17 protein-coding genes are annotated in these 20300 nt (G+C 64.7%); 9 read left to right on the forward strand and 8 right to left on the reverse strand.

The annotated features are described in order from the left end of the window. Positions 1–2 precede the first annotated feature (2 nt). Positions 3–1421, forward strand: a complete 1419-nt coding sequence (locus BG023_RS07390; protein WP_069309892.1) for a M28 family peptidase — start codon at positions 3–5, stop codon at positions 1419–1421. 21 nt (positions 1422–1442) lie between these two features. Here the strand turns inward: BG023_RS07390 and BG023_RS07395 are convergent, their stop codons facing one another. Genes BG023_RS07395 through BG023_RS07410 form a run of 4 tightly spaced genes read right to left on the reverse strand, consistent with a single transcriptional unit; the run spans position 1443 to position 4894 of the window. Further along, a complete protein-coding gene (locus BG023_RS07395) occupies positions 1443–1826 on the reverse strand; it encodes a copper resistance protein CopC (protein WP_069309893.1) in 384 nt (127 codons plus the stop codon). Positions 1827–1850: 24 nt separating this feature from the next. Further along, on the reverse strand, positions 1851–2753 hold the full coding sequence (locus BG023_RS07400) for a copper resistance protein B (protein ID WP_233992952.1): 903 nt from the start codon (positions 2751–2753) through the stop codon (positions 1851–1853). Continuing rightward, complete coding sequence (locus tag BG023_RS07405; protein ID WP_083234598.1) at positions 2750–4465, reverse strand: copper resistance system multicopper oxidase; 1716 nt, start codon at positions 4463–4465, stop codon at positions 2750–2752. Before BG023_RS07405 ends, BG023_RS07400 begins: the two co-directional genes overlap by 4 nt. 6 nt (positions 4466–4471) lie before the next feature. Continuing rightward, the gene (locus BG023_RS07410; protein ID WP_069309895.1) at positions 4472–4894 is read right to left on the reverse strand and encodes a MerR family transcriptional regulator; all 423 of its coding nucleotides are present in this window, start codon (positions 4892–4894) and stop codon (positions 4472–4474) included. A gap of 76 nt (positions 4895–4970) precedes the next feature. Between BG023_RS07410 and BG023_RS07415 the strand changes: the two genes are divergently transcribed. Continuing rightward, positions 4971–5726 (forward strand): MauE/DoxX family redox-associated membrane protein, encoded by a 756-nt coding sequence (locus BG023_RS07415; RefSeq protein ID WP_069309896.1) that lies wholly within the window; start codon positions 4971–4973, stop codon positions 5724–5726. A 144-nt stretch (positions 5727–5870) separates the two neighbouring features. Here BG023_RS07415 and BG023_RS07420 read toward each other — a convergent pair whose 3' ends face one another. Continuing rightward, the gene (locus BG023_RS07420; RefSeq protein WP_069309897.1) at positions 5871–7220 is read right to left on the reverse strand and encodes a hypothetical protein; all 1350 of its coding nucleotides are present in this window, start codon (positions 7218–7220) and stop codon (positions 5871–5873) included. A 334-nt stretch (positions 7221–7554) separates the two neighbouring features. Between BG023_RS07420 and BG023_RS07425 the strand changes: the two genes are divergently transcribed. The 5 genes from BG023_RS07425 to BG023_RS07445 all read left to right on the forward strand — a co-directional run bounded on the left by BG023_RS07425 (position 7555) and on the right by BG023_RS07445 (position 13290). Further along, positions 7555–7776 (forward strand): hypothetical protein, encoded by a 222-nt coding sequence (locus BG023_RS07425; RefSeq protein ID WP_069309898.1) that lies wholly within the window; start codon positions 7555–7557, stop codon positions 7774–7776. A 432-nt stretch (positions 7777–8208) separates the two neighbouring features. After that, on the forward strand, positions 8209–8952 hold the full coding sequence (locus BG023_RS07430) for a sugar transferase (protein ID WP_233992953.1): 744 nt from the start codon (positions 8209–8211) through the stop codon (positions 8950–8952). A gap of 132 nt (positions 8953–9084) precedes the next feature. After that, positions 9085–9762 (forward strand): polysaccharide biosynthesis/export family protein, encoded by a 678-nt coding sequence (locus BG023_RS07435; RefSeq protein WP_190315734.1) that lies wholly within the window; start codon positions 9085–9087, stop codon positions 9760–9762. A gap of 44 nt (positions 9763–9806) precedes the next feature. Then, entirely contained in the window at positions 9807–11924 is a 2118-nt protein-coding gene (locus BG023_RS07440) for a GumC family protein (RefSeq protein WP_069309900.1), read from the forward strand. Between the two features lies 1 nt (position 11925). Further along, positions 11926–13290: an O-antigen ligase family protein gene (locus BG023_RS07445; RefSeq protein ID WP_069309901.1), complete on the forward strand. Its 1365-nt coding sequence runs from the start codon at positions 11926–11928 to the stop codon at positions 13288–13290. Here BG023_RS07445 and BG023_RS07450 read toward each other — a convergent pair. The 3 genes from BG023_RS07450 to BG023_RS07460 all read right to left on the reverse strand — a co-directional run bounded on the left by BG023_RS07450 (position 13275) and on the right by BG023_RS07460 (position 16774). After that, positions 13275–14531 (reverse strand): glycosyltransferase family 4 protein, encoded by a 1257-nt coding sequence (locus tag BG023_RS07450; protein WP_069309902.1) that lies wholly within the window; start codon positions 14529–14531, stop codon positions 13275–13277. The genes BG023_RS07445 and BG023_RS07450 overlap by 16 nt on opposite strands. Continuing rightward, positions 14528–15670 carry a glycosyltransferase gene (locus BG023_RS07455; protein ID WP_069309903.1) on the reverse strand — a complete coding sequence of 381 codons (1143 nt, stop codon included), beginning with the start codon at positions 15668–15670 and terminating at the stop codon, positions 14528–14530. Before BG023_RS07455 ends, BG023_RS07450 begins: the two co-directional genes overlap by 4 nt. Before the next feature lie 120 nt (positions 15671–15790). Further along, positions 15791–16774, reverse strand: coding sequence for a heparin lyase I family protein (locus BG023_RS07460; RefSeq protein WP_069309904.1), 984 nt, complete (start codon positions 16772–16774; stop codon positions 15791–15793). Between the two features lie 423 nt (positions 16775–17197). Between BG023_RS07460 and BG023_RS07465 the strand changes: the two genes are divergently transcribed. Next, positions 17198–18676, forward strand: coding sequence for a lipopolysaccharide biosynthesis protein (locus BG023_RS07465; protein WP_069309905.1), 1479 nt, complete (start codon positions 17198–17200; stop codon positions 18674–18676). 59 nt (positions 18677–18735) lie between these two features. Beyond that, complete coding sequence (locus tag BG023_RS07470; RefSeq protein WP_150122820.1) at positions 18736–20295, forward strand: hypothetical protein; 1560 nt, start codon at positions 18736–18738, stop codon at positions 20293–20295. Positions 20296–20300: the final 5 nt, after the last annotated feature.

Below are 20300 nucleotides of genomic sequence, written 5' to 3' on the forward strand. Positions count from 1 at the left end.
CCATGACCAAGCCTCTTGCTGCGCTGATCGCGCTCTCGCTCGCCGCTCCGGCCTTCGCCAACACGCCATCCCCGCGCCCGACGCTGGAACAGGCTGCCGACAATGCGCTGGGCGGAGACGTCCACGCGTGGGATTTCGTTGAAGGGATCACCACCGAAGTCGGTCAGCGGCAGGCCGGAACCGAGGCCGAAGCGCGTGGGCGTGCATGGGCTGCCGAATGGCTGCGGCGCAAGGGCTTCCAGAACATCGCGATCGAACCCTTCATGATGTCGACCTGGGTGCCGGGTGAGCCGGGCAAGGCGGAGATCGTCAGCCCCTTTCCGCAGAGCTTCGCCATCGCGCCGCTGGGTGACACTGCCTCGACTGGGCCGGACGGGATCACCGCCGAGGTGGTGATGTTCAAGACCGTCGCCGATCTGGTCGCCGCGCCCGAGGGCAGCCTGAAGGGCAAGATCGCTTTCGTTAGCAACACGATGACCCGCACGCAGGACGGCAGCCAGTACGGCTTTGCTGGCCCCACGCGCTGGGTCGCCTCGGGTATCGCGGCGAGCAAGGGGGCGGTCGCGACCGTCATCAAGTCGGTCGGCACCGATAGCCACCGCAATCCGCACACCGGCGGCACGGACTTTCCCGAAGGCGTAAAGCCCACGCCCGCAGGCGCACTGAGCAATCCCGATGCGGCGAACCTCGAACGCATGTTTCGCCGTGCGGATGGCAAGCCGATCACGATGAAGCTGGTGCTGACCCCGCGTTTCCTTGGGGAAACCGAGAGCGGCAACGTGGTGGGCGAGATCGTGGGGCGCAATCCCACGCTTCCGCCCGTGTTGCTCGCTTGTCACCTCGACAGCTGGTGGAATGGCACGGGCGCGATCGATGATGGCGCTGGCTGCGGGATCATCGCTGCCGCTGCCCGCAATGTGAGCGTGGTCGGCCAACCGCTGCGCACCATCCGCGTGCTGTTCGCGGGTGCCGAGGAGGTCGGGCTGTTCGGCTCGGTCGCCTATAGCAAGGCGCATATCGACGAGCCGATCGCGGTCGGCCTCGAAAGCGATTTCGGCGCGGACCGCATCTGGCGCTTCGACAGCAATTTCCGCACCAGCAATCCGGCGCTGCACAAGAAAATCGCCGCTGCCGTCGTGCGCTTCGGCGTTTCGAGCGGCACCGATGTCGCGGGCGGCGGGGCCGATCTCAACATTGTGCGTGACCAGAAGGGCGCGCTGGTCGATCTCCAGCAGGATGGCACCCGCTATTTCGACCTGCACCACACGCCCGACGACACGCTCGACAAGATCGATCCGGTGCAACTGCGCCAGAATGTCGCGGTGTGGACGCAGGTGGTGGGCATCCTCGCCAACGAGGAAACCGCGATCCTGACCGGAACGCCGGTTCCGGCCGCGCCGCCGATCATGGGCGCGAAGTAAGCCGCACGGGGCTGCGGCGCGTCAGCTCACCTTGAAGGTGAAGGCGCCGTTCAAGCGCTTGCCGTCGGTCCCCGTCGCCTGCCAGCGCACCTCGTAGGTGCCGGTGGGCAGCGGCTTCCTGAGCGTGAGCGTCAGCGTCTTGCCGTCCGCACTCCAGCTAGGTGTGACGTTGCGGATCGGCATTTCGCCGTGGTTCGCCATGCCCGGCATCGCGGTCATGATGATGCTGGCCGCCGCCGTGCTTTGATTGACCGGCTTGGCGAAGGTGATCGCGACAGTCTTGGGCGCCTTGACCGTCGAGCCCGCTTCGGGGCTGGTGGTCGTAGCCATCTGCACCTGGGCGGCAAGTCCGGCAGGAACCAGCGCGGCGAGCGCGAGAGCGGCGGCGAAAGCGGGGATACGCATGGGGGAAGTGTCCTCGGGGGTAAATCAGAACCAGAAGCGGATGCCGGCAACCAGGCTGGTGACCGACGGATCCTCGCCGCGCGCGCGGGCGAAATCAGCGCCGTTGCCGGTGCGCCATGATTGCTCGATGCCGATATAGGGCGCGAATTCGCGTTTCAACTCGTAACGCAGCCGTGCGCCGATTTCGATCTGGTCGAGCCCCGCGCCGACGCCGAGCAGGGGAATGTCTTGCGCTGAGAGGTTCGCCTCGACGCGTGGCTGGAGGATCAGGCGCTGGGTGATGCGCTGGTCGACCTCTGCCTCGATCCGCGCGGTCACATCGCCGCGGGTGCTCACGAACAGCGCGGCGTCCACCTCGAACATGTAGGGCGCAAGGCCCTGCACGCCGATCACGGCATGGGTGGTGTCCGGCCCGGCAATGTCGTGGCGTATGCCGGCCTGAAAGTCCCAGAACGGCATGAACGCCTTGGCATAGAGCGCCTGCACCTCGGCATCATCGGGCTTGCTGCCAAACGCGCCTTCGCCTTCGCTCTTGAACCACAGGCGCTCTGTCGGGCCGCCGTAGTAGCCCTGAATGTCCCAGAGATAGGCATCCGTGCCCTCGCGCACCTGCGCCTCCATGCGGTCGCCCTGGAACCAGAACACCGGGAAATCGCCGTGGGTTTTGGCCAGCTCCTCGCGCGAGGCGGCCATCGCCTCTGCGCCCCAGATTGCATCGGCCGCGCGCGGCGGGCCGCTGCCGGCTTCGGGCGGGGGCGGGGTCTCCATCGTCGGGCCGGGGGAGGCGGGCGGGGCCGGCTCGCCCATGTCGTGGCCGGCGTGTGGATCGGCTTGCGCGGGCGGCGCGTGGTCGTGATGCTGATGGGCATCCTGCGCGGCGAGCGGGCCTGCGCCGGTCAGCGCCAGAAAGGCAAGGGCGGTTCTCACTTCGCGCCCTCCGGCCCCAAGACCGTGACGGTCTGCATCATCCCGCCGTGCATGTGGTAAAGCAGGTGGCAATGGAAGGCCCAGTCACCCGGCTCATTCGCGGTCAGATCGAACTGGGCGCTCGCCCCCGGCTTTACGATCACTACATTCTTGCGCGGCTGATGGGCGGCATCCTCGCCGTTCACCAGCTCGAAGAACATCCCGTGCAGGTGGATCGGGTGCGCCATCATGGTGTTGTTGATCAGCTTGACCCGCACCCGCTCGTTCCACGCGAAGCGGATCGGATCGTCGCTGACGGCGGAATACATCTTGCCGTCGAACGACCACATGTAGCGTTCCATGTTGCCGGTGAGATGCAGCTCCAGCAGGCGTGAAGGCTCGCGCGTGTCGCGGTTGGGCTCCAGCGCGCTGAGCATTCGGTAGTTGAGCACGCGGTGGGGCACATCGCGCAGCCCGAGGCCGGGGTCACCCAGCTTGTCGACTGGCGCCATCGCAACCATGTCGATCCCGGGGCCGATTTCGACATCGGGCGGCAGGAGCAGCGTGTCGCGCATTTTCATGCCGTCCATGCTGTGGCCCTCGCCCATGTCCCCGTGGTTCATCCCCATATCGCCCATGTTAAGCAGCGGGGGCTTGCGCGGCGGCGGGATGGCTGCACGCGCACCGGGGCGGCTGGCGAGCGTCGCCAGCGCCATGCCGGAACGGTCCATGCTCTCGGCGATGATGGTGTATGCATCCTCGGCGCGCGGGGTGACGATCACGTCGTAGATTTCCGCCGTGCCGATCTGGAATTCGTCAACCTCGACCGGCTTCACGTTCTGGCCGTCGGCGGCGATCACCGTCATCGGCAGGCCGGGGATGCGCAGGTTGAAGAAGGTCTGCGCCGCACCGTTGATGACGCGCAGGCGCACACGCTCGCTGGGGTTGAACAGGTATTCCAGCCCTTCCTTCGGCCCGCGTCCGTTGGCGAGGTAGGTGTAGGTGGAGCCGGTCACATCGGCGATATCGGTCGCGGGCATCCGCATTTCGGCCCACATCCGCCGGTCTGCCGCGGTGAGGGGATATTCGTCGCTCCAGCTGGTCTGCTGGTAGTTGAAATAGCCTTCGCCCTTGCGCAGCCGGTCCATGATGAAGTGCGGATGGAGCGGCGTGAACTCGCTCAGGACGAGGATGTAGTCGCGGTCATACTCCGCCGGCTCGGCCCCTGCGGGATCGATGATCAGCGGGCCGTAATGGCCCTGCTGTTCCTGAAGACCGGAATGCGAGTGGTACCAGTAGGTGCCCGTCTGCCGGATCGGGAATTCGTAGGTGAAGGTCTGCCCCGGCTTGATCCCCGGGAAGCTGATCCCCGGCACTCCGTCCATGTGAAACGGCAGCAGCAGTCCGTGCCAGTGGATCGAGGTATCCTCGTCCAGATTGTTGGTGACGTTGAGGCGGACGTTCTGGCCTTCGGTGAGGCGGATGAGCGGCCCCGGCACGCTGCCATTGACGGCGATGCCGTGGCCCTTGCGCCCCTGAACCACGCGCGGGCCGTGGCCGACCGACAGATCGATCACAGGGCCGCGCACCTCGTCGAAACCGACGCGGATCGGCGCGCCGCCTTTCATGGCGTGCAGCGAATGCCCCTGCGCCCAGGCGGGCATAGCGGCAAAGGCCGAGGCGGCTCCGGCAGCCCTGACAAAGCTGCGGCGTGAGAGAGAAGGAATGGTCATGGTGACTTATACGCTGCGGCTACGGGTCTGGTTGCCACCCGAATTGGGTTTGGGCGGAATGCTGAAGGCATCGAGGATCGGGCATGGCCCGTCCCCGCTTTTGGCGCAGTCCGCCGCAAGATTCTTGAGCGCGGCGCGCATCGTCTTCAGCGTTGCGATCTTCTCGTCGATCGCGGCAATCCGCGCTTCGGCCAGCGCGCGGGCGGCGGCGCGATCATCGTGGTCCAGATCGAGCAGCGTGGCGATCTCCTCCAGCGTGAAGCCCGCCGTTTGCGCCGCGCGAATCGAGCGCAGCCGCTCCAGATCTCCTAGCGTATAACGCCGTGCCCCACTACCGCGTGGCGGCTCGGAAAGCAGCCCGCGACGCTGATAGAAGCGAATTGTCTCGACAGAAACACCGCCCGAACGCGCCAGATCACCGATTTTCATGATTGCCTCTTGAAACCGTACTACAGTACGGGACTTATATACGGGTCATCCGGCAAACTTCAAGGGAACAAATGCCATGACCAAAACAGCGAAAACCGCCGTCCTTCACCGCATGGTGATGCCTGACCACACCTGCCCCTATGGCCTCAAGGCGAAGCATCTGCTCCAATCGAGAGGCTATACGGTGGAGGATCACCACCTCACCTCACGCGTGGAAACCGACCGTTTCAAGGACGAGCACGGGGTTGCGACAACGCCGCAGACTTTCATCGATGGTGAGCGGATCGGCGGCTATGATGATCTGCGCCGCTATTTCGGCCTAAAGGTCGCAGACCCCTCTGCCACCACCTACCGCCCGGTGATCGCGCTCTTCTCTATGACTGCGCTGATGGCGTCGGCGGCGGGCTATGCGGTGGATGGCACCCTATTCACCTTGCGGGTCGCCGAGTGGTTTGTCGCCTTTTCGATGGTCGTGTTGGCGCTCCTCAAGCTCCAGAATGTCGAGAAGTTCGCGACCATGTTCCTCAATTACGACCTGCTGGCGAAGCGGTGGGTGCCTTATGGCCGGATCTATCCCTTTGCCGAAGGAACCGCCGGCGTGCTGATGGTGGCGGGCGCGCTCGACTGGCTGTCGATCCCGCTGGCGCTGTTCATCGGCACGGTGGGCGCGGCGAGCGTGTTCAAGGCCGTCTACATCGACCGCCGCGAGCTCAAGTGCGCCTGCGTCGGCGGCGACAGTAACGTGCCCCTGGGCTTCATATCGCTGACAGAGAACCTCATGATGATTGCGATGGCGCTATGGATGGCGGCCCGGCCGATGGCGATGGGCTGAGATCGAGACCGCGAAAGGCCCGTTAAAATAGGTAACGCGGTAAATACCGAAGCGGTGCCAGCGCTCAGCATCAGGCTGCGGCGGGAAAGCGGAAAGGAAACCCGTGTCATGCCGCTTTAAACGCAGCCGAAGGGGGGGGGGGCTTCAAGCCTGTTGTGCGTTTTTCGCGACGGGGGGAGCGAAGCCCCGGGCTGCCAGTGCGCGCATCGCTTCGGTGTAGACGGCCTCGACGCTCGACTGTCCGTCGATCCGCCGCGTGGACATGCCGGAGGCTTCGGCTGCTGTGTAGATCATATCAGCCACCCAGATCCGGTCATTGAGGCGCCTGCGGATATCGTCTTTCGCCAACCCATCAAGGCGGCTGTTGCCATGCTGGCGCGCAACGATCCGCTGGGTCGCCGTGTCGACATCGATGTCGAGGTAGATGAAGGTCGGATCGGTACCGCGATACATCGCGCGCAGGAACCGGGCGATACAGAGATTGTCGATCGGCTTGCCCTCGTCGAAGGTCAGCATCGACCAGATGTCCTGCAGATATCCCTGATGGAGTAGCAGGGTACCTTCGCGGGTTCGCACCCAGTGGCGCTTGGCCACCATCCGCACCAACCGGCCCAGCGCGCTGTGCGAAGTCAATCCGGCGCATCGGGCAAATTTGACCGCACCCACCACTGCGGGAATATCCAGCAAGCCGCGCAGAATATACCACACCATCACCGGCAGCGATTGCCTGCGCCACTCTTCCACGATGTTCCGGCGTTCGCGGCATTGCAGGTCGGACACCAGCTTGTCGCCGATCGTGCTCTTGCCGGAGCCGGGAACGCCCAACAGCTCGATCATGCGCTGTTGCCGGAGATCCCAGCGACCGAGCGGCGCGAGCTGTTTGCGGCCGAGCAGGGCCAACGAGGCCGGAAGCTGCTCTGCCTGTTCGGGCTGGCGCACACGAATGATGTGGCTTCCGCGCGCTTCGGCGGCATCCAACAGGCTTGCATATTCCCGCGGCTCCCTGAGAGCGCGGAACAGGCGGCCAATCCGGCTCGACCAGCTCGCAAACTCGGCCGGCTCGCCTACGGGCGCTTCGGAGGTTTGGGTCTGCGCCCGCCGCCGCTTGTTGCGATAGCGGTCCAGCAGCCGCGCTCCGATAAGGCTGAGCGGGTAATCAAGCCACACAATCGAGGTCGAGCGGTTCCAGATCAATTGGCGCACGCTGCGGTAGTGGCCGTCGATGATCCATTCGTCCTGCGTGAGCAGCTCGGCAACCCGCGCGGCAAACCGGTCATCGCTCAATCGCGTGCCGTCCACGTCGTTGCGGAGACGATCGAGCTCATAGTGCGGGATGCCGAGTTCGTGCGAGAGCTTCCGGGCGAGGTAGGACTTCCCGCTGCCGGACGCGCCAACCACCGAGATTCGGCGCGGCAGGGGAGGCTGCTGGCGGGCAACGCTTTCGCTATCGTCGGCAGACGACGGCGTGCACGATGCGGCACCAACGCTTTCCATGGCAAGATTGCCCCCCTTTCAACGACATGTGCCGCTGACACTCGATTATTTGCAAGTCTTTGTCACCCGCTCTTCCCTGATAAGAGGAATCAGTTTATTCCCAGTCCCATTGTTGAACGTTCTCAAAAGTGCGTGGCCCGCATGGTTAGGCTTCGCAAAATGTCTCGATTTCTTCGCGGGCTAATGGAAAAGATCGCCAGGCGAGGCAGAAAATCTGCGGTGGAGTTGGAACTTTATCGTCGTGTAATGATTCGGTAAAAAGCAAAAGATACAGCCGGCAAGCATGGTCAGTTGCCATGTAAAAACAAAGATCGGCGCATCGGGGAGCCTAGGAATGAGCAAGGATTACGTGCGCCGCACGACATTTGCGCGCGTTGGCGGTTTCGGAGCGAGCAGACTCGCCGCCACCATCGGACAATATCGCGGCTCGGGGCCGCTCATCGGGGCGAATGATTCGCCGGATGCCCCCAAGTGGCCGCGTCCCATGCGATTCGTGGTTGCGTTGAGCTTCGGGGCCAGCGTCTGGCTCGCGATTCTTTCCCGCATCCAGCTGTAAACTCCTGCCGCTGGCGGGGTCTCGGACCGGTTTCCGGTAAACCGGTTAACCGCCGGTTGTCCAAAGATGGGACAACGGCTCACAAGCCGCCATGTCCGGAAAATGGTCGTCACGCAGCGTGCACCTTCGCCACCACGGGCTTGCCCGAGGCGGGGGTGCTTTGCCCGGCGGCCGATATCGGGCGTGCCACAGCTCTGGTGTAACCCGCTGATTAGGCGTAATTTAACTCTCCTTCAGCACTCTTTGCAGGCGGTTCATCTGCCATGCAACTTGGCGATGCTAATACCCCTTCATCAGGGCAATGGGGTCCGTTTGCGTCGCTGTTTTTACCGCAACTGACCCGCCGCGCCGGGTGAAGTTTGCCACTGTTTTGCCGCATGGGGGGAAGACAGTTGGCCAAATTTCACTAATATGGAGCGGTGATAGGGGGGAGTGCGCGGTTTGTTCAGTGTTAATGCGCCTACTCAGTTCATCGAAGCAGCCAGCGACGACGGCGATCATGCCGATCGTCTGGCGATGACTGCGAAAAACGCGTTCGATCCTGCGCGGCCGCCGGGCGACAATGGCTATGCCGGCTCGTTCACCAAGCGCGCGCTCGATCTGCTGATCTGCGTGGCGACCTTGGCCTTCTTTGCGCCGCTGATGTTGCTGATCGCGATCGCGATCCGAATGACCGGTCCGGTGTTCTTCAAGCAAAGGCGGATCGGCCGCGACGGCAAGCTGTTCCATGTCTACAAGTTCCGCACCATGGCGGTCGATGCCGAGCAACGGCTCGCCGATCTGCTGGCGGCCGATCCGGTCGCGCGGCTCGAGTGGGAGACGCTCCGCAAGCTCACCCATGATCCGCGCATTACCTTGCTCGGAAAGTTCCTGCGGCTCAGCAGCCTTGATGAATTGCCGCAGCTGATCAACGTGATGATCGGCGACATGAGCATCGTCGGTCCGCGTCCGATCGTGCCTTCGGAAGCGGTCATGTATGGCCACCGCATCGCCGCCTATTGCCGCGTGAAGCCAGGCCTGACCGGGATGTGGCAAGTCAGCGGGCGGAACGGGACGACCTATCGCCGCAGAGTGGCGCTAGACGTCTGTTACAGTCGCCGCGCCAGTCTTGCGCTGGATCTGTGGATCCTGCTCAAGACGATCCCTGCCGTGCTGAAAGCCGACGGGGCGCATTGACCAAGTTTCAACAATAAGAAGCGCATGGCGCTCGTTGAGGTCTCTGGGTTGGGAAATTGGGTTTGGTGGACGTTCAAGGGGCAGTCCATGGCGCACGCCGTGATGCCAGCTAGTCGGGATTCTGGGATGACAATGAAGCGATTTGTGTTGTGTCTGTCGGGGGCCGTGCTGGTCACCGGGTGTGCCACCAAGAGCGAGCTTCCGACCGGGGCCGCGGCCTATGCGATCGTCCCGGCCGCCGCCGCGCCGCTCGACCAGAGCGAGTACAAGATCGGGCCGCTGGACCGGGTGAGCGTGGTGGTGTTCCGCCAGCCTGACCTGAGCGTCGTCGATGCCCAGGTCGATCCGTCGGGCAAGCTTGCCCTGCCGCTGCTCGGCACGGTGTCGGTGCACGGCAAGACCGGCGAGACGGTCGCGGCCGAGATCACGCAGGCGCTGCGCGAATATCTGCGCGATCCCAAGGTGTCGGTGGCAGTCAATTCGATCACCCAGAAGGTCATCGTCGAAGGCGCTGTTGCGCAGCCCGGCGTCTATGACCTGCGCGGCCACACTACGCTGCTTGAAGCGCTGGCGATGGCGCGCAGCCCGAGCGAGTTCGGCGATAGCGACCAGATCTTCGTGTTCCGGACTGTCGGCGGGCGGGAGCAGGGTGCGCGCTTCAATCTGCGTCGCATCCGTGCCGGGCTTGATCCCGATCCGGCGATCATCGCGGGCGACAAGGTTGTCGTCGGGCTCGACAACGTTGCGTCGGCCTGGCGCACCTACGTCCAACAGCCGATCTTTAATGTTTTCCGTTTCAACCTTGACTGACCATCCGTGGCAATTGTGACGACCGGGATCACCAGGAGACTGTAATGAATAGCGGGGCAACGCGATTTCCGAACACCACGCAGGGCAGCGCCAGTCGCCGCCGTGCTGCCGCGCCGGCCTTCTCGATGGCCAAGATCATGGCCGGTGCGTATCGGCAGCGGATGGTGCTGCTCGGGGTGCTGGGCGTGGCATTGGCGCTGGGCGCGCTCGTCACTTTCCTGACCCCGCGCACTTACAGCGCCACGGCGGCCGTGCAGCTCAACCAGCAGGTGCCGCGCGTTCTGCCTGACCGTGATCTCGATCCCGAACCCGCGGTGCAGGAATCGGAACGCTTTCTCCAGACCCAGGTCGACCGCATTCTCAGCCACAGCATGGCTGAAACGGTCGAAGCCAGTGTTCGCGCCAGCGCCACGCCGCGCATTCTCGAGGCGCTCGGCCTTGAAGAGGGCGCGGATCTCGGCCGCGATGATGTGATTGACGCGATCCAGGAGAACGTGTCGGTCGAACTCGGGGTCAACACCCGCCTCGCGCGGATTTCGGTTTCCAGCCGCGATCCCGTTGTTTCGGCGCAGCTCGCCAATGCCTATGCCGATGCGCTGTCGTCGACCAATCTGGTCGACAAGAGCACCACCGCATCCCAGGCAGAACAGTTCCTCGCAACCCAGCTGGCCGAAGCCAAGATCAAGCTGCAGGATTCGGAACGTGCGATGCTGGCCTATGCCCGGCGCACCGATCTGACCACGGCGATCGTCCCCGGGCAGGATCGCGGCGGTTCGCTGCGCGCGCAGCAGGCCGGCGTGCTGGCCGACCAGTTGGCGCTTGCCACCTCGCGCCGGATTGAGGCGCAGCAGGCGTGGTCGCAGGTGCAGGCGACCCCGGCGCTGGCACTGCCCGAAGTGCAGGACAACCGGGCGATGCAGGATCTGATCCGCCAGCGCGGCGAGCTCGAGGCGGTCAAGGCGGCCGAGACCGACGTCTATACCGAAAAGTACCCTGGCGTCACGGCAACCGCCGCCAAGATCGAACAGATCGACGCCGAGATCAATCGCCTCGCGAGCAACATCAAGCGCGGTTACGAAGTGCGCTACAACGCCGCTGCGCGTGCCGAACGCCAGCTCGCCGGGGCGGTCGACGCGCTGCGCAACTCGGCCATGTCCGAGCGCGAGCGTTCGGTCGATTACAATGCGCTCGAGCGCGAAGTTGAAGCCAATCGCGCTTTCTATGACGGGCTGCTGCAACGCTACCAGCAGGTGGCCGCAGCATCGGGCTCGCCGGGCGAGAACGTGCTCGTGGTTGACCGCGCTGAACCGCCCAAGAACGCAAGCTCGCCCAATATTCCGCGCAACATGGCGCTGGCCGCGGTGCTCGGTCTGGCGGCGGCGATGGGCGTGGGCCTGCTGCGCGAACGCTCGGTCAGCGTGGTGCGGACGGCCGACGAAGCCGAGCATGCGCTTGATCTGCCGAACATCGGCATGGTTCCGGCCGTCCCCTTGAAGCAGCGGGTCGATGTCGAGATGCTCAACCCGCGTTCGCCGCAGTCGGAAGCCTATTATTCGGCTGCCGTGGCGCTGCACCAGCTGGCGGGCAACAAGCTGCCCAAGGTGGTGCTGGTAACCAGCTGCACCCCGCGTGAAGGCAAGTCGACCACGTCGATCGGCCTGGCGCGCAGCTATGGCGCGATGCGCGACCGCGTGCTGCTGATCGATGGCGATCTGCGGCGCCCCTCGCTCGCGGCGATGCTGGGCGCGCGGATCGGGCCGGGCATGGCCGATCTGCTGGCGGGCACGACCACGATCGAAGGCGCGGTGCAGAAGCTTGATGATCAGCGGTTCGATCTGATCATCGCCGGCCAGTCCGAACAGGATCCGGTCGGGCTGCTTTCGTCCGATACTGTCGGCGCGACGCTGGCGGCGCTGGGCGAGCATTATGATGTGATCATCATCGATGGCCCGCCGGTGCTGGGGATCGCCGATGCGATCCTGCTGGCCGGTCACGCCGAGGTGGCGGTGTTCGTGATCGAAGCCGGACGGATCGAGACCGAACAGGCGCGCATCGCCGTTTCGCGTCTGCCTTCCAATGTGCCGACCGCTTCGATCCTGACGAAGTTCCAGGCCCGCGAAGCCGGTGTGAAGTACGGCAGCCGGGGCTATTACCAGTACTGACATGGCCACTGCGGCCCCCTGGTCAGCGCCTGTGCCAGCGCACGTAACGCCGCTTGAGCGCAACATTGCAGCCGTCATCATCGGCGTGCTGCTGGCGCTCAATGTCGGGCTGATTTCGTGGAAGGTGGCCGGTCTGCCGGTGCGTGCGGTGCTTACCGCCGGGCTGCTGGGCCTGATGGTGGTGATCTACCCCGAGCGCATCAAGCAGGCGATCGCCCGGTTCGCGCCGGTGCTTTGGCTGGCGGCGGGGTTGGCTCTGCTGGGCAGTTTCGTCAGCCTCGCGAACGGCGTGGAGATCGACGCGATCATCAAGTCCGTGAGCGAAGTTCACATCCAGATCGCCATCACCGTGCTGGCCGCGGTGGTACTGGCGGAAATCGCAGGCATGAAGGCCACCGCGCTGATGTTCGCCGCGGTGGTCGGCGGCAGTGCGCTGATCGCGCTGATGCAGCTGCTGGATATCGATGCGGCGTGGAATCTGCGCGAAACGCTCGGCCGGCTCCAGCGCGAAGACCCGTTCGAATTGTCGCAGCTGTTGCGTGGCCGGCCGGTCGGCGTCGCCTATTCGCCGATCCAGTTTTCAAACCATGTGTGCCTCGCCTTTGCGGTCTTTGCTGCCGCGCGCGAGCAGGAACATCGCCTGACCAAGGGCCTGCCGAGCGCCGATCTGATCATCATTGGCGCGCTCGGCGTGATGTGCATTGCTGCGTTTGTTTCGGGCACGCGATCGCCGATCCTCGGTGCGGCGCTGTTCTTCCTTGTCTATGCGGTGCGCCGTCCGGGATCATGGCTGGCGTTCATGATCATGCTGGGCGGCGTTGTGCTGGTGCTGGTCGGGCCGATGCTGCTCGATGCGTTCCAGACCGCGCAGCCGCGCATCGTGCGGACCGACGACAATTCCGCCACCGGGCGCAGTTCGCTGTTCGCGATGGGCCTGCTGCTGTTTGCCGACAACCCGCTGGGTTACGGCTTCGGGTTCAATCCAACCGACCATTGGACCAAGTTCTGGCAGGACCTCTACACGATGGAGAACCCGTCGGTGCTGAAGGACACGCAGCTGCACAATTACGTGCTCAACATGCTCAACGTCTACGGTATCGGTCTGCTGCTGGTCATGCCGCTGGCTGTGCACCTGCTGCTGCGATCGCGGCACGTGATCATCTTCTTCATCCCGTACATCATCCACATTATGTTCCATAACTTCGGGCCGTATTGGAACGACACTCCGTTCTGGTTCACCGTCGCCGCGCTCGCCGCGCCGCTGCTGTCGCGGGATGGCACGGCGATTACGGACTTTGAAGAGGGCGATGAGACCGATTTTCCCGCCGACGAGGAGACCGGGCAATACAGTTACGGCTGGCGCTGACCGATCGTCCGAGGCGCACCGAGCGCCTGCCACGCGGCGACATAGCGCGCCATGCTGTCGATGTTCGAGAACCGGCTGGAGATAAGCTCACGGGCACGTTCGCGGCGGGCGGCAGCGGCCTCCGGGCTTTCTTCCAGCACCACTGATACCGCCTGCGCGCAGGCGGTCGCATCATCGGGATCGACCACCAGCCCGATGCCGCGATCAGGCACCAGCTCCTCGATCCCCTCTGACGGCGAGACGATCACCGCACAGCCGCTCCACAGTGCTTCCTTGATGACATTGGGCAGACGTTCGGACGCCTTCTTGGAGAGCAGCAGGAAGGTGCCTGCGCGGTGCATCAGGCCGAACAGCGCCTGTCGGTCGACGTGTCCGGCGAAGCGCACCGCCGCCTCGCAGCCCAGCTCGATCGCCAGCGCTTCCAAACGTGCGCGGTCCGGCCCGTCGCCGCACACGGTCAGCTTCAATTCGGGGCGCTGACGGCGCGCTTCGGCAAACAGGCGCAGCACCGCTTCGACGTTCTTTTCGGGCACCAGCGCCGATGCGGTCAGCCACATCGTCTCGTCACGCGGGGTGGCGGGATCGAGCTGCGGCAGCGGTATGCCGCGATGGATGATGTGGAGCGGCAGGCCGGGGCGGGCGCGCGCTTCGATAAAATCGCGATTGGCTTCGGCGTGGCTGAAGGCGGCCTCGGCCTCGTCAAGCGCGAGCTGCATCAGGAAATCGTCGGCGACCAGATCATAGGCCCCGACAAAGGCCGTGCGGACCCCCGTCCAGCCGCTCTGCCGCAGTACCGACAGGGCGAGCGCGGCGTGGCGTGACCAGAACAGGTGGAGCACCGCGCTGTCATGCGCGCGCACCTCCTCGGCGAGTTCGAGCGCGCGCGGCATGCAGGCGAGCGCAGTGAGAGCCGCCACGGGTGCACGGCGCAGCTGCGGCAGGATCAGCCTCGCCAGCCGCCACACCGCCGCGCGGTAACGCCATAGCAGGGCAGGCCAACGCGTCGCGGCTCGCCAGTTCGGGCGCAGGATTGCGAGCGGCTGTGGCAACGCGGCCAGCGCGCCGGCCATAACCCCCGCCGAGCCCTGCGGCTTCATGGTGTGCACCACCACCTTGTGCCCCAGCTCCTGCAAGGCGGCGATGTCGGATATCGCAAAGGTCTGGGTCGGCAGCGGGAACTGCGAGAAGGCGTAGCTGATGGTGAGAGGGGCCGCAGGCGTGCCCGGCGCAGGGCTGCTCATCGCGATTTGGCAGGCGCCCAGGTGACCATGGTTTGCCCGCGCATCCCCTTGATGATGCCGATCAGCGTCGCGAAGGTCGCCAGCACCGCGTCGCCGATCTTGGCGAGCGGGCCGCGCTCCATGCGCAGCGCCGCCGCCGCGACCACCGCGCCCAACGCCAGCGCCGCCGCCGCCAGCGCGAAGGAAATGCTCGCCAGTGCCGCCAGCGCCAGCACACCGGACAGCGCAAGGAACACCCCGCCAAACCAGCGCAGCAGTTTGCGCGAGGTGTATTTGAAGCGGTCGATCGCCTTCATCTGGCGCAGTTGCGGGCGCAGGTAGGCATGGGTGTGATAGGAGCGTGCGCCGATGCGGATCTTGCGGCGCAGTTCCTCGTCACGGCGCGACACGCTCTTTTCGTAGGCGATCACGTCGGGCGCCTTGATCAGGCGGAAACCGGCGAAGACCACGCTCATCGACACGGTGAAGTCGTCGAGCACGGTGTCGGGGAAGGTCGGGTAGAGCGAACGGCGGATGCTGAAGATCGAACCATCTGCGCCCATCACGTTGCCTGTGCGCGATTCCAGCCCGCGCAGCATCTCGTCCAGCCGCCAGTAGAGCGAGCCGACTTCGGCGGTCGCGCTGCCGGGGTCGGAGGAATAGACGAGCGTGCCGCAGACCCCGCCGACCGCCGGATCGCCGTAATAGGGGACCAGCTTTTCGAGCGCGGTCGCATCGAGGATGACGTTGGCATCGGTAAAGACGAGGATGTCGCCGGTTGCGGCGGCAGCGAGCTGCTTCATCCCGCAGGCCTTGCCGCTGCGCCCGCCGCCGCGGATCAGGTGGACGAGATCGCCTTGGGCCGCGATCAGATCGGCGGTGCCGTCAGCCGAGCCGTCGTCGAAGGCGAGGATCTCGATGGTCGGGTGGGCTTGCTTGAGCGCGCGCAGATTGGCGAGCTTTTCGGGCAGCGAGGCGGCCTCGTTATAGGCGCAGAACAGCAGCGACAGGCGCACCGGCACCTCGGCCTGCGCCACGGGGCGCTGGGGCAAACGGCGCAGCACCAGCGGGTAAATCAGATAGGGATAGAGGAAGATCGCGAGGCTCAGCACTGCGAGGCCCGCAAGTATCAAGGTGATCACCAAAAACGCGCTCCCCATGCGCTCTGCTCCGGGGCTTCCCGGCGGGTCTCCACTATGTGACCAACCTTGGCGGTTGGCAACATGGCGGCGCGCGGGTTGCCCCGGAGTGGGGCAGGGGGCGGGGAGGGGTAAACGCGATCAGCTGGTGGGCCAGGCCGGACGGCTGGTGACCCGCCCGCTCAGGCTGGTGGTCGAGGGGTACACGTGGTTGGCATATTCGGCGACGACCGGGCTGGTCACGCCGCCGGCGAAATAGGCGCCGAACGCCCAGTAGCTGCCGCCCTGCGTGCTGCCGATCGAGACGTTGGCGACGTTGACGACCTGGCGGCCATCGACCCACACCTTGAGGCTGCCTGCCGTCGGGTGGAGCACCACGTTGTAGACGATGTCATGCACTTCGCCGAACGTGAGCGGGGCCTGGTAACGCACCGTGCCGGCGGTGTTGAATTCGCCGCGGGTGGTAATGCGGAAGCTGCCGTCCTGACGGCGGCGGAAGGCGACCGCGGGCGAACCGCCGAAGCTGCCCATGTGGATCTGGCCATAGACCCCGCCGGTAAGCTTGCTCATGCCCGCAGGGTCCGCCCACGGCGCATGGATGGTCGAGAACGCGCCCCACAGCGATTGGCCGTTGGGCAGGCGGGTGCTGTCGCCCAGCAGGCTGCCGCTCAGTTCGGCGCGGCGCTTGTCGGAGGAATCGTTGATCGAACGATCATTGGCGGTGTTGCGGACTTCGAAGCGCACGCGGCTGCCCGAACTGCTCATCCGCAGCGAGTGCGGCATATCCGTGATCCACGAAGCGCCCATATTGGTGCGCCAGCGGCGGCCGGCGAAAGACATTTCGGCGGGCGTAAGGGTGGGGTTGAGCGTGGGGTAATACTTGTTGTCGACCGTGCCGCTGGTCCAGGTCGAGGTGCTCGCGGTATCGGTCGTGGTGGTGCCCGAGGTCGAAGTCGAAGTCGAAGTGCTCGTCGTTGTCGTGGTGCTGGTGTCGGTAACGGTGGTGCCGGTCCCGTCGCTGCTGACCGCAATCCGGCGCGGCTTGGCTTCGGTCACGAACGGGCTGATCACCATCACGGTGGCAGCGATGCCGCAAAGGCCCTTGGCGATGTTTGACACTTGCATGACAGCGATCCTTTTATGGTTCGTCGCTGATTCTTGGCGGATTGGGTTAATCCGGCCCAAACAAGCGTAGCTAACTTTGGCTTAACTGCGAATAAATCTGCGCGGGAGCATGGGGGTATGATGGACAGCATTCCCCAAGGGGCGACTGCGGAGCGCCTTAAGCTATCTGACAAATATGACAAAAAACGGCAGATAAGTCATTTAGGTGATATGACGGGGCGCGCTATACGTGGCACGCGTCCCAGCTTGGCACTGGCGGTCAATCGGACTGGTGGACTCGCCCTTACATCGGGCTATGAGAGCGCAGGGCGCAGCTTTGGTTCATTTGTTTCGTGATCCTACCGCTTGGTGGGCCGATCGCATTGGGGGCTCTGGAATTTCGATGAGCGGCGGCGGCTGGCCACGGCACAAGAGACAACCGGGATGAGCCGCAAGTCGCTTACCGACCGTGCGGTCAACGGGATCGCCTGGCAGTTCTTTGCTGTCGGCGGAAACTTCCTCATGCGCGGCGTGATCCTGATCCTGCTGACCCGCAGCCTCGAAGCGCGCGACTTCGGCATCATCGCGGCCGCCACGGTGATCCTCAGCCTGACCGAGCGCGTTGGCCTGATCGGTGTGAACCGCGTGCTGGTGCAGCGACAGGATCTGACCCGCAGCCACATCAGTTCCTCCTTCGCGATCGCTTTCTGGGCCGGCTGCCTGCTGATCGTCCCGATCTTTCTCGGCGCAGACCTGTTCGCCTATTGGATGCGCACGCCCGAACTGACGCCCTTTGTCCAGTTCCTGTCGTTCACGCTGCTGCTTGGCAGTGTCGCGTCGATCCCGCTCGCGCTGCTCGAACGCGAGCTGCGCTTCAAGGCGCTAAGCCTGGCCGATATCGGCAGCTATCTGGTCGGCTTCGGCGTGGTGGCGCTGGCGCTGGCGAATTACGGTTACGGGCCGTGGGCGCTGGCGATCGGGTCGATGGTGCAGGTGGTATGGCGCACGGCAACGCTATTCATCATCAAGCGCCATCCGATTTCGCTTTGGCCAGACAAGGCAGTGATGGGCGATCTGCTCCGCCCCGGGGTGGGCTTCTCGCTCGGGCAGACGGGCAATTTCGTCGCCACCCAGGTCGATAACCTGATCGTGGGCCGGATGCTCGGGGCCGAGGCGCTGGGCTATTACAACCGCGCCTACCAGTTCCTGATGCTGCCCGCGCTGATGTTCGGCAAGGCGCTGACCTCGGTGCTGTTCCCGACAATGGCATCGATCCAGAACGAGAAGGACCGCGTCGCCCGCGCCTATCTGCGCGCCATGGGCATGATCGCGCTGCTGACGCTGCCGACCAGCGGTATCCTGATCATCATCGCGCCCGAACTGGTCCGCTTTCTTCTGGGCGACAGCTGGATCGGGATGATCCTGCCGTTCCAGATCCTGATCGCCTCGCTGCTGTTCCGGACAGGCTACAAGATTGGCGATTCCGTCTCGCTGGCGATGGGCTCGATGCGCGCACGAGCCATTCGGCAGTGGATTTATGCCGGTCTGGTGGCGACGGGTGCGGTAGTTGGTGCACGCTGGGGGCTGACCGGGGTGGCGACCGGTGTTGGCCTTGCGGTGCTGGGCAATTTTCTGATGATGCACCAACTCGCCCAGAGCATCCTCAATGTCAGCTGGCGGGAGAACCTGCAGGTTCACTTGCAGCAGTTGCGAACCGCGATCCTCGTCTGTCTGCCGGTCTGGCTAGCGGCCGAGGCGGCCCGCCGGGCCAGCTTGTCGGACTTTGTCATCCTCGCCATCTGCGGACTGGTGGCTGCTGCGGTGGTCGCGGTAATCTGGTTCGTGTTCCGCAGGTTGCTGGGCGATATCGGCGACTGGCTGCACAACCTCATCATCGAGCGTTTGGGGAAGCTGCGCCGATGATCAGGACAGAGCCCGCCGCCATCGTCAGGAAGCTGGTCGAGAAACTGGCGGCGCAAGACGTGCGCTACGGCGTCTACAAGAACGTCAAGCAGCTCACGCGGGATGCGGCAGGCGACGGCGATTTCGATCTGATTGTCGATCCCGAAGACCGGGAAGGTTTTCTTGCCGCGATGGATGGGCTCTGCGCGATCAAGGGGACCTGCCACCCGCTCTATGACAACGCGGTCCCGGGGCGGGAGGACTGGTTCGTGCCCGACCCCAAAGGCACCGCCGTTCACCTTGACGTATCCTTCGGGCTGCGGATCGGGCCGAAGTTTCACAAGCACTATCTGGCCCTGGACCATGCCGATATCGCCGAATGGCAGACCGTGAATGTGGTCGGGGCGCAGATACCCGTGGTCTCGCCGCGCGAGGCGGCACGGATTGCCATCTTGCGCGCGATCTTCCGGCTGCCTGCCTACAGCGTGACCGGCTGGGTCTGGCTGGACCGCGTGACTGCAGGCCTGATCAATTCATCGGCCCCGCCGGGCGCCGAGATTGACGACTTCATCTACCAGATCGGGGATGCCAGCATCGCGTGTCCCGTTCGCCGCAGTTACAGCGGCTTCGAGATCCCGGCGAGCGCGGTGCGGGCGATGCGTTCGGCGGTGCGGTCCGCTGCCGGCTATGGCGTGACGGGCCGTCTGCTGCTGCCGGCAATCGATCCGCTTGTTTCCGGCCTGCGCAAGGCCGCCTTTGCAATCGGGCGGCGCTTGACGCGCGGCTCTTCGACACGCGACATTTCCAAGCGCAGGCTGCTGCCGCGCGGCGCGATAATTGCGCTGATCGGCCCGGATGGTGTCGGCAAGTCGACCCAGGCACGCCGCCTGCGCGAGGTTATCGGGCGCAAGTTCCGGTGCGATTCCGTCTACCTCGGCTCGAACGACGGTGCCTGGATGGCGTGGCGCGGGCGTCTGCGCCGGGCGATATTCAAACTGCGCGGCAAACGGCCGAAGCCCGTGAGCGCCCTTCGCCACCATTCGGGAAAGCCGCTGACCTACCGCCATGCGCTGGGCAAGGCCATTTGGCGACTGGTTGTCGGCGTGCAGCGTCTTGCCGCCATGCGGCGTTGCCGCCGGCTGGCGCGGCGCGGCGTGGTGGTGATTTGTGACCGCTGGCCGCAGAACCTGCACACCGGGTATATGGACGGCCCTTCCAACCAGCCGCTAGCGCATATGCGTCTGCCGAGCCTGCTGTGGACGATCGAGAGCCGCCTCTACGCGCGGATGGCGCGCCACAAGCCCGACGTGACCATCCACCTCGATTGCGATTTCGCAACCTCGAATGCGCGCAAGCCGGGCGACATCACAGCCGAAGGCTTTGCCGTGCGGCTGGCACTGATGGAGGAGATGCGCGCGCTCGACCCGCATGTGAAGATCGTTGACGCGCGGCAGGACCGGACCGCCGTGACCGCGGACATCGTCTACTGGGTGCGACTGGGCATTCATCAGCTTCAGAGCCGGCAACAGCTCAGCGGTGCGGCGCGGCAGGCCCGGCAATTCATGTTCTGGGCTGCCTGCGTTTCAATCGGGGACGCGCTTCGTGCCTTCGCTTCAATTGCCCCGGAATTCGCGACATGACATCA

The organism is Porphyrobacter sp. LM 6 (assembly GCF_001720465.1).
Classification (GTDB): domain Bacteria; phylum Pseudomonadota; class Alphaproteobacteria; order Sphingomonadales; family Sphingomonadaceae; genus Erythrobacter.